Raw genomic sequence first — 11,946 nt, 5'->3', positions numbered from 1 at the left:
TCGGTGGGTCGGGACGACCGACCCACCGGTGGTTCCCGGCACGGCCGGGGCTAGGGTGGCGGTGTCCCGCCCGTCGCCGTCCGTTGGGGGAGCCACCGCCGTGCGCATCGACCTGCACACCCACTCCACGGCCTCCGACGGTACCGACACCCCGGCCGCGCTGATGCGCGGCGCCGCGGCCGCCGGCCTGGACGTCGTCGCCCTCACCGACCACGACACGGTGGCCGGCCACGCCGAGGCCGGCGAGGCCCTGCCGCCCGGCCTGACCCTGGTGCCGGGGTGCGAGCTGTCCTGCCGGTACCGGGGCATCGGGCTGCACCTGCTGGCCTATCTCTTCGACCCGGCCGAGCCCGACCTGGCCCGGGAACGGGACCTGCTGCGCGATGACCGGGTGCCCCGGGCCCGTGCCATCGTCGGGCGACTGGACGAGCTGGGCGCGCCGGTGGCGTGGGAGCGGGTGGTGGAGCTGGCCGGTCCCGACGGCACGATCGGCCGCCCGCACATCGCCACCGCCATGGTGGAGGCCGGGATCGTGCCGGACGTCTCCGCCGCCTTCACCCCGGAGTGGATCGCCGACGGCGGCCGGGCGCACGTGGACAAGCACGAACTCGACGCGGTGACGGCGGTGCGCCTGGTGCGCGCCGCCGGCGGGGTGACGGTCTTCGCGCACCCGATGGCGGTCAAGCGCGGCCGGGTCCTGCCCGAGAGCGCCGTCGCGGAGTTGGCCGAGGCCGGTCTGGACGGGATCGAGGCCGACCACATGGACCACGACGCGGCGGCCCGGCGCCGGGTCCGCGAGCTGGCCGGCGAGCTGGGTCTGCTGGTCACCGGCTCCAGTGACTACCACGGCAGCCGCAAGTCCTGCGTGCTCGGCGAGCACACCACCGACCCCGATGTGTACGCGGAGATCGCCGCCCGGGGATCGGGCACCGCCCCGATCACGGGCTGACTCCGGGAGGGACCGCGGCGGGGTCGCGTCGTGAGCACCGACGCGGCCCGGAACCCACCGCCCGGCCCCCGTTTCCCGTGTGTGATCACCGCCCCACCGCGCCCCTCCCCGCCTGGTGCGTCCCGATCACCCGGTCGCCCGATCAGCCGGTCGGCATCCGATCGCTCCCGCGTCGTTCGGTACCGGTTCCATCCGGTTGACCGTCGTTCGATACCGTTCGATGTCCTTTCCCGCGCGCCGGCCCCGTGCCGCCCCACACCGGGGTTCGTGCGGGCCCGGGACGCGTCCCCCGTCCGCCCCTCCGTTCCACGGATCCCCGAGACAGCACGGTCCCCGTCATGCCCGACATCATCGACATCACCCTCTTCGGCTCCGTCCTGGTCACCCTCTTCGTGATCATGGACCCGCCCGGCATCACGCCGATCTTCCTCGCCCTGACCTCCGGGCGTCCGGTGCGCGTGCAGCGCCGGATGGCCTGGCAGGCCACCCTGGTGGCACTGGCGGTCATCGTCCTCTTCGGCCTCGCCGGGCAGCACATCCTCGACTATCTGGGGGTCTCCGTCCCGGCCCTGATGGTGGCGGGCGGCCTGCTCCTCCTGCTGGTGGCACTGGACCTGCTCACCGGGAAGATGGAGGAGCCCCGGCAGACCAAGGAGGTCAACGTCGCCCTGGTGCCGCTGGGGATGCCGCTGCTGGCCGGGCCGGGCGCCATCGTCACGGTGATCCTGGCCGTCGAGCGTGCCGACGGGGTCGGGGAGCACACCGCCGTGTGGGCGGCGATCGCCCTGCTCCACGTGATCCTGTGGCTCACCATGCGCTACTCGCTGCTCATCGTCCGGCTGATCAAGGACGGCGGCGTGGTGCTGGTCACCCGGCTGTCGGGGATGTTGCTGTCGGCGATCGCGGTACAGCAGATCGCCGGGGGCGTGATGGCGTTCGTCAACGGTGAGGGGTGAACCGCGACCAGAAGTCCACCAGGACATCCGCCGTGGCCCGCGGGCGCTCCACGTTGGGCGAGTGCTCGGCGCCGGGGATCACCGAACGGTGGGCCCGCAGCCGCGCCGCCATCTCGTCCATCCACGCCACCGGCCAGGCACCGTCCCGCTCCCCCGAGACGACGTGTACCGGGACCCCGGTGGCGGCCAGTTCCGCCACCCGGTCGGGCTCGCGCAGCAGCAGCCGACCGGTCGCCCGCAGCTGACCGGGGCTGCTCAGCATCCAGCGACGGAACATGAAGGCCCCCACCTCCGACTCCTCCGGCCGGGGATGCCACAGCCGCCACATCCCTCGCTGGCCGAGCGCCGGGATGCCGGCCCGCAGGATCCGCACCTTCCAACGGGAGGAGGGGCCGAGCCGACCCGGCCCGGAGCTGAGCAGGGTCAGCGAGGTGAAGGGGTCGGAGCCGCGCAGGACGGCGGCCCGCGCGATCAGGCCACCCATGGAGTGTCCGAGCAGGTGGACGGGTCCGCCGTCGGCCAGTGCTTCCGCCTGGGACCGGACGTCCTCCGCGAGGGCGCCCAGGGGGTAGTGGCGGGGGTGGCCCGGGCCGGGGCTCTCGTGCTGCCCCCGGCCGTCCACCGCCACCGCCCGGTAGCCGGCGGCGGCCAGCGGGCCGAGCAGCACGATGAAGTCCTCCTTGCTGCCGTTGAAGCCGGGCAGGAGGAGGACGGTGCCCGCGGGCTCGCCGGTGGGAACGGTGTCCAGGGCGGCGAAGGTGCCCCGGGGGGTGCGGATACGCCGGGGGATCACCCCGCCCCTCGGCGATACATGGGGTGGCCTGCTCACACCGGGACTCTAGCCGGCCCCGGTGAACCCCGGGCGGCGGATGGGCGACCCGACCACCGCGAACCCTCCCGGGCGGGTGGCGCGGCGCCCCGGGACGCGCCCGCGGAAACGACGGACGCCGGCCGCGCCCTCACGGGGTGCGACCGGCGTCCGGAGGTCTCACTCGCCGGCGGTCTCCGCGACGGCGGGTCCGCCGCCGTTGCCGCGCGAGCGGCGGCGACGCCGACGCGGGGCCGAACCGTCGCCCGCCGCGCCGTCCGAACCGGAGGGGGCCTCCGGCGAGCCGTCCGCCCGGTCGGCCGGGCTCCGGGTCGCGCCCTCCGCCGAGCCGGCGGGGGCACCGCCGTTGCCGGCCGAGCGGGCGCGGCGGCGACGACGCGGCTTGCGGGCCGCACCGTCGGTCGCTCCATCGGTCGGGGTGTCGGTCGCCGGGGCGGACGGGGACCCGTCCGCCGGGTCGGTCGGGGCCGTCGTGGTCCCCTCGGCGGTGGGCACGCCGCCCCGGGTCCGGCGACGGCCGCGATCGCGCGGGGGCCGGCGCTCCCCGGCGGGTTCCGCCGCCGGCTCCTCGGCACGACCCCGGGGGCCGCGTCCCTCCCGGCCCCGGGCGCGACCGGGCTCGCCCAGGTCCTCGACCTCCTCGGCGCCCAGTCCGGCACGGGTGCGGTCGGAGCGGGGCAGTATTCCCTTGGTGCCCGCGGGGATGGCCAGCTCCTCGTACAGGTGCGGGGAGGTGGAGTAGGTCTCCGCCGCCTCCGGCAGCCCCAGCTCCAGCGCGCGGTCGATCAGCTGCCAGCGGGGGATGTCGTCCCAGTCCACGAAGGTGACGGCGGTGCCCCGGGCGCCGGCGCGGCCGGTGCGGCCGATCCGGTGCAGGTAGGTCTTCTCGTCCTCGGGGGTCTGGTAGTTGATCACGTGCGTGACGTTGTCCACGTCGATGCCGCGCGCGGCCACGTCGGTGCAGACCAGTACGTCGATCTTGCCGTTGCGGAAGGCCCGCAGCGCCTGCTCGCGGGCGCCCTGCCCCAGGTCGCCGTGGACCGCGCCGGAGGCGAAGCCGCGCCGGGCGAGCTGGTCGGCGACGTCGGCGGCGGTGCGCTTGGTGCGGCAGAAGACCATCGCCAGCCCCCGGCCCTCGGCCTGGAGGATGCGGGCGACCATCTCCACCTTGTCCATGGAGTGGGCCCGGTAGACGCGCTGGGTGACGCTCTTGACGGTGTGGCCGGTGTCGTCGGGGGCGGCGGCCCGGATATGGGTGGGCCGGTTCATGTACCGGCGGGCCAGCGAGATGACCTGTCCGGGCATGGTGGCGGAGAAGAGCATCGTCTGCCGCTTGGCCGGCAGCAGCTGGATGATGCGCTCGACATCCGGGAGGAAGCCCAGGTCGAGCATCTCGTCGGCCTCGTCGAGGACCAGGACACGGACCTCGGAGAGCCTCAGCTTCTTCTGGCCGGCGAGGTCCAGCAGCCGGCCGGGGGTGCCGACGACCACGTCCACGCCCTTGCGCAGCGCTTCGACCTGCGGCTCGTAGGAACGGCCGCCGTAGATGGCGCAGACCCGCACGTTGCGGACCTTGCCGGCGGTGAGCAGGTCGTTGGTGACCTGCTGGCACAGCTCGCGGGTGGGGACGACGATCAGCGCCTGAGGGGCCTCGGTCAGCTCCTCCGGGCGGGCGCGGCCCGCCTCCACGTCGGCGGGGACGGTGACCTTCTCCAGTACCGGCAGGCCGAACCCGAGGGTCTTGCCGGTGCCGGTCTTGGCCTGCCCGATGACATCGGAGCCGGCCAGGGCGACGGGGAGGGTCATCTCCTGGATGGGGAAGGGGGTCATGATGCCGACGGCCTCGAGTGCCTCGGCGGTCTCGGTGAGGATCCCGAGATCTCGGAACGTTGTCGCGGTCAGGGCTCTTGCCTCTTCTGTGTGACGCGGCGCACGGCGGCGAGGCGGGTCGTGACGTACCGCGCTCGCGTACCGGCCCGGGTGGGGCGCGGGTCGTGCGGGGCGGGACCCGGTCATCTCGCTCAAGCGCGCACTTCGCGCGAGCGGGTCCTTCATCACGGACTCACAGGGTCCGTGTGGAGGGCGGTCGGGTCGGAGCCGATCGGGCCACCGACCGGGCATCCGCGGGCAGCCGGCCGCTCGGCCGAGCGGGGCTGGTGTTCTCCACATGTGAACGGGACCCACCGAGTACGCGGCAGGTCCATATCACTGTACCCCGGAACCCCGCATCCGCGTTAGGGCGGGCGATCGGTTCACCTGCCGGCCCGCTATTCTGCGGTCCATGGAGACGCCCGCGAAGCCCGCCGCCGACCGTTCCGAACCGGCCGACTCCCCCGCCGACCGGGGCGACGGGCCGACCGGTTCCACCGCCGCCGGGGACTGGGCGACCGCTTCGGCCGACCCCCGTTACCGGGACGCGATCGTGGACCTGTTGGGCGCCCTGGCCCACAGCGAGCTGGTCGCCTTCGAGCGGCTGGCGGAGGACGCCAGGATGGCGCCGGGTCTCGCCGACAAGGCGGCCCTGGCACGGATGGCGGCCGCCGAGTTCCGGCACTTCGAGATGTTGCGGGACCGGCTCTCGGGGATCGACGCCGACCCCTTCGCCTCGATGGAGCCCTTCGACGCGCCGCTGGCGGAGTTCCACCGGCTGACCGCGCCCTCGGACTGGCTGGAGAGCCTGATCAAGGCGTACGTGGGCGACTCCATCGCGGCCGACTTCTACCGCGAGATCGCCCACCGGCTGGACTCCGACACCCGGGGGCTGATGCTGGAGGTGCTGGACGAGACCGGTCACGCCGCGTTCGTGGTGGACCGGGTGCGCGCGGCGATCGAGGCCGACCCCCGGGTGGGCGGCCGGCTCGCGCTGTGGGCGCGGCGACTGATGGGCGAGGCGCTGGCCCAGGCCCAGCGGGTGGTGGCCGAACGGGACGCGCTGTCCACGATGCTGGTGGGCGGGGTCGCCGACGGTTTCGACCTGGCGGAGATCGGCCGGATGTTCTCCCGGATCACCGAGGCGCACACCAGGCGGATGACCGCCCTGGGCCTGGCCTCCTGATCGCGCGCCCGTCCCGGCGTCCGGGGCGGACGCGGGGGCCGGGAAGGGCCTAGGCTCCCGCCATGACGTCCGCGCCCCCGCCCGCCTCCCGCCCCGACGACGCGTCCGCCGGCTCCCCCGCCGGGCCGTCCCCCACCGGTTCCCCGGCGCCGGCCCCCGGGGCGGTGGAGTCGATGGTGCCGGCGGCCGATCTCGCGCTGATCGAGGAGGCCGCCCGGAAGTCCGCGCTGGTCTGGGTGCGCGGCCCGCACGGTGCGGTGCGCCCGCTGTGGCACGTCTGGCACGAGGGCGCGGTCTGCCTGGTGGGCGGGCCGGGCGAGCAGCCGCTGGACGGCCTGGGCGTGACCGACGGCGCCCGGGTGACGGTGAGCGCTCGCAGCAAGGACAAGGGCGGCCGACTGGTGGCCTGGCCGGCCCGGGTGGTGGAGCCGAAGCCGGGTGGCCCGGAGTGGGAGGCGGTCGTCGCCGAACTGCGCGCCAAGCGACTCAACGCGGTGGAGCCGGAGGGAACGGCCGCGCGCTGGGCGGCCTCCTGCCGGGTGCTGCGGCTGGTACCGGCGGGACCGGCGGAGCAGCGGCCGGGGACGATGCCCACCGACGGCGGGGCGGCGGTCCCCCCACCCTCACCCGCGCTGACCCGGGGGCCGATGCCCTCGGGTCTGCCGACCCGCCGGCGGCGGGGCGGGGGAAGGGGCCGGAAGGCGGGATGACCCGGGGCCCGGGGCCGTTCGGCCCCGGTGGACGGGCGGCGCGGCCGGCCCCGAACGACGGCCCCCGGGCGGTCGCCGTCAGCCCTCCTCGGTCCCCGTGCCCTCCGACGGGAGGATCATCTCGTCGCCGTAGTCGAGGATCTGGTCCTCCTGCGGGGCACGCAGGGTGAACTCCTTGTCCCAGTCCGCGAGTGATAGCTGACCGGCCTCACCGGCGCGGGCGAAGCGCAGCGGGTAGGGGTCGCCGACCAGCGCGACATCGAGGACGCCTCCGGCGCCCTCCCCGGCGAGGACGCTGATCGTCTCCGTCTCGCCGACCTCCCCGCGTTCACCGACGCTCCGTTCGCCCTCCATGGTGAGCAGCAGGTGGATCATCGTGTTCTTGTCGGTGAAGCCGCTCAGCGTCTCGTAGGCGGGGTCGTCGGGGGCGACCTTGACGTACTTGCCCCCCAGGGTGCCGGAGGGGTCGATGCCGGCCTCGGCCTCCTCGTCCCCGTCCTCCCACTGGTGTTGCCAGAAGGCGCCGTCGGCCTTGAGGAAGAGGTCCTCGCCCACCCGCAGCAGTTCGAAGGTCATCCCCTGGATGGAGACCTCACCGATCCCGCCGTCCGGACCGAGCCGCATGTCGAGGCGGAAGCCGTCGCCGTCGGTGATGACCCCCCGGCCCGAGAGGTGCACCGCCTCGGCCCCGAGGGCGGCGTCGAGGGCGCGTTCCTCGATCGTCGCGGCCGGCAGCGAGTCGAGGCCGTTGGTCTCCTCCTCCTCCGGTTCCGCGGGCGGCCCCCCGCAGCCGGAAAGGGTGCCACCGGCCAGCACGACGACGGCACAGACGGCCCCCGACAGGGCGGTGCGCCAGTTGCGGACTCCTGCGGTCACCGGGTCTGCCTCTCCCTCGGGTCCCTCGGTCGGTCCTGTGGTGGACGCATTCCGAGCACGTTGCGTTCCTCTTTGATCACGAGCGCCCGCGTATCGCCCCCGGTGATCGATTCCGGGCACGTTGGAAGGTCCGGCCGGTGGTGAGACGGCGCGCGAGGCGCAGCGTACCCCGCCCCGTCACCGCTCGACGCGGGCCGGTACCGGGGCTTCCGCCCGGAGCCGTACCATCGGGTACATGGCTACCGACACCCCCGCAACGCCGCAGACCGCACCGTCCGAGGAGGCGGTGCGCTCCGCCCTCGCGACGGTGGACGACCCGGAGATCCACCGCCCCATCACCGAGCTGGGGATGGTCAAGTCGGTGGAGATCGACCCGGACGGGGCCGTGCGCGTCGGCGTGTACCTGACCGTCTCCGGCTGCCCGATGCGGGAGACCATCATCAACCGGGTCTCCGATGCGGTCCGGACGGTGCCCGGCGTCACCGGGGTCGCGGTCGAGCTGGACGTCATGAGCGAGGAGCAGCGCCGGGAGCTGGCGACCGCGCTGCGCGGCGGCCAGGCCGAGCGGGAGGTGCCGTTCGCCCGCCCCGACTCGCTGACCCGGGTCTACTGCGTGGCCTCCGGCAAGGGCGGCGTCGGCAAGTCCTCGGTGACGGTCAACCTGGCGGCGGCGATGGCCGCCGACGGCCTGAAGGTCGGCGTGGTCGACGCCGACATCTACGGCCACTCGGTGCCCCGGATGCTGGGCACCGACGGCCGGCCCACCCAGGTGGAGAACATGATCATGCCGCCGTCGGCGCACGGCGTGAAGGTCATCTCCATCGGGATGTTCACACCGGGCAACGCCCCGGTGGTCTGGCGCGGACCGATGCTGCACCGCGCCCTCCAGCAGTTCCTCGCCGACGTCTACTGGGGCGACCTGGACGTGCTCCTGCTGGACCTGCCGCCCGGCACCGGTGACATCGCCATCTCGGTGGCCCAGTTGGTGCCGAACGCCGAGATCCTGGTGGTGACCACCCCGCAGCAGGCCGCCGCGGAGGTCGCCGAGCGGGCCGGCTCCATCGCGGTGCAGACCCACCAGAAGATCGTCGGCGTGGTGGAGAACATGTCCGGCCTGCCCTGCCCGCACTGCGACGAGATGCTGGACGTCTTCGGCAGCGGGGGCGGCGAGCGGGTGGCCGAGGGGCTCACCCGGGCGACCGGCGCGCAGGTGCCGGTACTCGGCACGATCCCGATCGACCTGCGGCTGCGCGAGGGCGGCGACGAGGGCAAGCCGGTCGTGCTCTCCGACCCGGACTCGGCGGCGGGCACCGCCATCCGCTCGATCGCCTCGAAGCTGGGCGGCCGGCAGCGGGGCCTGTCGGGGATGTCGCTGGGGATCACCCCGCGCAACAAGTTCTGATCGCGGGGTGCCGGGGCCCGGCACGGTCGGTCCCGTCGGGCGCGGGTCGCCCCGCACCGGGCACGGCGACCCGCGCCGGTCCGCCCGCCGGGTCGCGGTCCCGTCAGGCGTAGCGGCCCGTCACGTCGTCCACCACGGCGAACCCGAGGCCGTAGGCGCTCATGCCCCGCCCGTACGCGCCCAGGTGGACACCGTGTCCGGTGGTGCCGGCGAGTACCCACCCGTACTCGGACTCCCGGTAGCGGAACTCCCGGGGGCCACCGTCCACGGGCAGGCTCAGCGAGGCCCAACCGCCACCGTCCAGGTGGTCGGCGAGATCCCAGGCGAGAGCGGTCTGCTGTTCCAGCCAGTCCTGACGCAGGGCGCGCTCCATCCGGCCGGGCCAGGTGGACGAGAGCAGGCCGGAGCCGGCCAGCCAGGCCGCGGCGGAGACGGAGGTGGCCTCGAGCAGACCGGTCCCGTCGGGGCTGGCGCGGACCGGGCGGGCCGCGAGCGTCACCACCACCGCGAAGCTCTGCTCCTCGCACCCGGGCTCGGCCAGTACCGAGGGACGGTCCCCGTGCCCCAGTGAGCCGTGCTCCACCGACCCGTCGGCGGCGGTGCCGACCCGCAGGAGTCGCCGGGGGCCGACGAACGCCTCGTCCAGCCCGTACCAGGGGAAGTCCGCCCGCAGGAAGTCGTCCGCCGTCGAACGCTCCCCCGGCACCTCCCCGACCCCCCGTGGCCCGGCCCGACGTGTGGTCTCCATGTGCGGACGCCTCCTCCTTGGCTGCGACCGGGTAACACCCCGGACACACGTGAGGATAGCCACCGGTATCGCGCTCATCGGGCACGACCGGTGGCTCAAGAGGGTCATATGCCCTGAATGGGGTGACCGGAAGGTGCGCCACGGGGAGCACAAGGGGGCGCGTGCGCCCCCGGGAGCGCCGGGGTGACCGAGGTCACCCCGTCCCTTTCCGGGGACGGACGGCGGGTGGACGACCGGATTCGCGTTCGGGCGCGTCGAATCCGACGGGACGGCCGACCGGGGGCTCGACGGGACCGGGTGTCCGGGCCGGGACCCGGCCGGCGCTCAGGTGGCGTCGGAGTCGAAGGGGGGCGGCTCGGGGGACGGCTCCCGCCCCCCCGCCGCGGATCGACCGGGAGACGGCACCGACCCGGCGTCCGGCCCCGGGGCCGGTGGGTCACCGGGCTTGCCGAGGGAGACGACCCCACCGGCCGCCGCGCCGCCGCCGGCCGCCGCCGCACCCGCCGAGCCGTTGCGCGGTACCGGGTTGCGGCCGTTGACGGCGTCGGAGACCTCCGACAGTTCCTTGCGCACGTCCATGCTGTCGCGCAGCTCACGCAGCCCCAGCTCGTCCCGCTCCAGCAGGTGCTTGCGGGCGAAGCGGCGCGGATTGAGGTCGTCGAACTCGAAGTCCTTGAACTCCGGCCCCAGCTCGCTGCGGATGTCCTGCTTGGCGTTGTCGGAGAAGTCCCGTACCCGGCGCAGGAAACGCGCCAGATCCTGGATCATCTTCGGCAGCTTGTCGGGCCCGAAGATCAGGATGGCCAGAATGATGAGCGCGATGAACTCGAGGGACCCGATATCGAAGAACACTGGCGACTCCCTGGTTTCCCTCACTCACCCGGCCGGACACGGCACACCCGCCACGGTACCCGCCCCGGGCGGCCCCGGGGAGTCGACCGGGATCACCACGGGGTGAACGCCCCGGGCACATCCGGAGGAGTCCGGCGGTGCGGGGGTTCACGAGGAGCCGGTCGGGGACGGGAAGCACCACACCACCCGCACCCGGCACCCGCCGTCCCGACGCCGCGCCGAATCCCCCTCCGGCCGCTCAGTCGCCGCCGGCCGCGCCCAACGTCACGGGGAAGACCAACTCCCCGCCGCCGCGTTCCACCGTGATTTCCAACACGTCGCCCGGCCGGTGCGAACGCACCCGGACGATCAACTCGTCCCCGCTGCGCACCCGCTCGCCGTCCACCGCGGTGATGATGTCGCCCTCCTCCAACCCGGCGAGGTCTCCCGGGCCGCCCGGCACCACCGCCGGATCGTCGGAGCGCGAGGCCACCCGGGCCCCGATCCCGTCGAAGCCCATGTCCACCATGACACCGATCACCGGGTGCGTGGCGCGCCCGGTGTTGATCAACTCCTCGGCCACCCGGTGGGCCTGGTTGACCGGTATCGCGAAACCGAGCCCCACACTGCCGCCGCGCGACTCCCCATCCGGTCCGAAACCGAGTTCGGGGGTGCGGATGGCGCTGTTGATGCCGATCACCCGGCCACCGGTGTCCACCAGCGGGCCGCCGGAGTTGCCGGGGTTGATCGCGGCGTCGGTCTGCAGGGCGTTGACGTAGCTGACGTCCGTGCCGTCGCCGTCCCCGCCGGCGGTGATCGGACGGTTCACGGCGCTGATGATGCCCGCCGTGACGGTGCCGTCCAGGTCGAAGGGTGAGCCGATGGCCACCACCGCGTCACCCACCCGCACCCCGTCGGAGTCCCCCAGCGGCAGCGGGCTGAGTCCGGAGACGCCGTCCACCCGGACCACGGCCAGGTCGTAGCCGCTGTCGGCGCCGACCTGGACCGCGTCCACGGTGTCACCGCTGTTGAAGGTGACCTGGATGCGGCCGGAGCCGCCCGCCGGGCCCACCACGTGGGCGTTGGTCAGGATGTGGCCGCGGTCGTCGAGGACGAAACCGGTCCCGGTGCCCGCGTTGCCGTTGCCCCGCACGTAGAGGGTGACCACCCCAGGCAGGGCCGTCTCGGCGATCCCGGCGATGGTGCCGGGATCGGTGGTCCGCTCGCCCTCCGCCACCTGCGGCAGGCGCACCTGCACCGGGCCCCCGGAACGTTCCAGTTCGGCGCCCACGAGCCCGCCGACCCCGCCGGAGACCAGCGCCAGCAGCAGTGCCCCGGTGAGCAGGCGCAGTCGACGCCGGACCGGTCGCGCCGGCTCCCCCTCCGCCGGGTCGGTCGGAGCGCCGGTGTACGGCGGGGCGGAGCCGGCCGCCGGGGGCATCGGCGGCGTGTGGGGCGAACCGGGCGCGGCCCAGGGGTCGTAGCGGTGCAGCGGAGCGCCCGGCGGGGCGGCGGGCGACGGGAGCGGCACCCCGTTCGGGGGTGGGGAAGGGGGCGGGGAGGGGTGAGGGGACGAACCGCCGGGGCCGG

At 74.4% G+C, this 11,946-nt stretch carries 11 protein-coding genes; 5 read left to right on the top strand and 6 right to left on the bottom strand.

Translation table 11 applies throughout. The features are described from left to right. Positions 1-100: 100 nt before the first annotated feature. Positions 101-949: a PHP domain-containing protein gene (locus tag LZF96_RS20600; protein ID WP_233875013.1), complete on the top strand. Its 849-nt coding sequence runs from the start codon at positions 101-103 to the stop codon at positions 947-949. Between the two features lie 338 nt (positions 950-1,287). Beyond that, positions 1,288-1,905 (top strand): MarC family protein, encoded by a 618-nt coding sequence (locus LZF96_RS20595; RefSeq protein WP_267941167.1) that lies wholly within the window; start codon positions 1,288-1,290, stop codon positions 1,903-1,905. Here LZF96_RS20595 and LZF96_RS20590 read toward each other — a convergent pair. After that, positions 1,889-2,734, bottom strand: coding sequence for an alpha/beta fold hydrolase (locus LZF96_RS20590; protein ID WP_233875005.1), 846 nt, complete (start codon positions 2,732-2,734; stop codon positions 1,889-1,891). The two genes, LZF96_RS20595 and LZF96_RS20590, sit on opposite strands and share 17 nt — an antisense overlap. 159 nt (positions 2,735-2,893) lie before the next feature. Continuing rightward, entirely contained in the window at positions 2,894-4,564 is a 1,671-nt protein-coding gene (locus LZF96_RS20585) for a DEAD/DEAH box helicase (protein ID WP_233875003.1), read from the bottom strand. A 451-nt stretch (positions 4,565-5,015) separates the two neighbouring features. Here LZF96_RS20585 and LZF96_RS20580 point away from each other — a divergent pair, with 451 nt between their 5' ends. Together LZF96_RS20580 and LZF96_RS20575 are read left to right on the top strand one after the other, a co-directional pair. After that, positions 5,016-5,789: a ferritin-like fold-containing protein gene (locus tag LZF96_RS20580; protein ID WP_233875000.1), complete on the top strand. Its 774-nt coding sequence runs from the start codon at positions 5,016-5,018 to the stop codon at positions 5,787-5,789. Positions 5,790-5,962: 173 nt separating this feature from the next. After that, positions 5,963-6,499 (top strand): hypothetical protein, encoded by a 537-nt coding sequence (locus LZF96_RS20575; protein ID WP_233875155.1) that lies wholly within the window; start codon positions 5,963-5,965, stop codon positions 6,497-6,499. Between the two features lie 78 nt (positions 6,500-6,577). On the opposite strand, the gene LZF96_RS20570 is transcribed toward LZF96_RS20575, so the two are convergent. Continuing rightward, positions 6,578-7,375, bottom strand: coding sequence for a hypothetical protein (locus LZF96_RS20570; protein ID WP_233874996.1), 798 nt, complete (start codon positions 7,373-7,375; stop codon positions 6,578-6,580). Between the two features lie 235 nt (positions 7,376-7,610). Here LZF96_RS20570 and LZF96_RS20565 point away from each other — a divergent pair, with 235 nt between their 5' ends. Beyond that, on the top strand, positions 7,611-8,777 hold the full coding sequence (locus tag LZF96_RS20565; protein WP_233874993.1) for an Mrp/NBP35 family ATP-binding protein: 1,167 nt from the start codon (positions 7,611-7,613) through the stop codon (positions 8,775-8,777). 103 nt (positions 8,778-8,880) lie between these two features. Here the strand turns inward: LZF96_RS20565 and LZF96_RS20560 are convergent, their stop codons facing one another. From LZF96_RS20560 to LZF96_RS20550, 3 genes are all read right to left on the bottom strand, one after another. Next, positions 8,881-9,525: a hypothetical protein gene (locus LZF96_RS20560; protein WP_233874990.1), complete on the bottom strand. Its 645-nt coding sequence runs from the start codon at positions 9,523-9,525 to the stop codon at positions 8,881-8,883. Positions 9,526-9,849: 324 nt separating this feature from the next. Then, complete coding sequence (locus LZF96_RS20555; RefSeq protein ID WP_233874988.1) at positions 9,850-10,377, bottom strand: sec-independent translocase; 528 nt, start codon at positions 10,375-10,377, stop codon at positions 9,850-9,852. Between the two features lie 238 nt (positions 10,378-10,615). Then, on the bottom strand, positions 10,616-11,946 hold a 1,331-nt coding region (locus tag LZF96_RS20550), incomplete at its 5' end, for a S1C family serine protease (RefSeq protein ID WP_233874986.1).

This window comes from Streptomyces sp. ST2-7A, assembly GCF_021390475.1.
Classification (GTDB): domain Bacteria; phylum Actinomycetota; class Actinomycetes; order Streptomycetales; family Streptomycetaceae; genus Streptomyces.
This window is presented reverse-complemented; position numbering and strand designations above follow the sequence as displayed.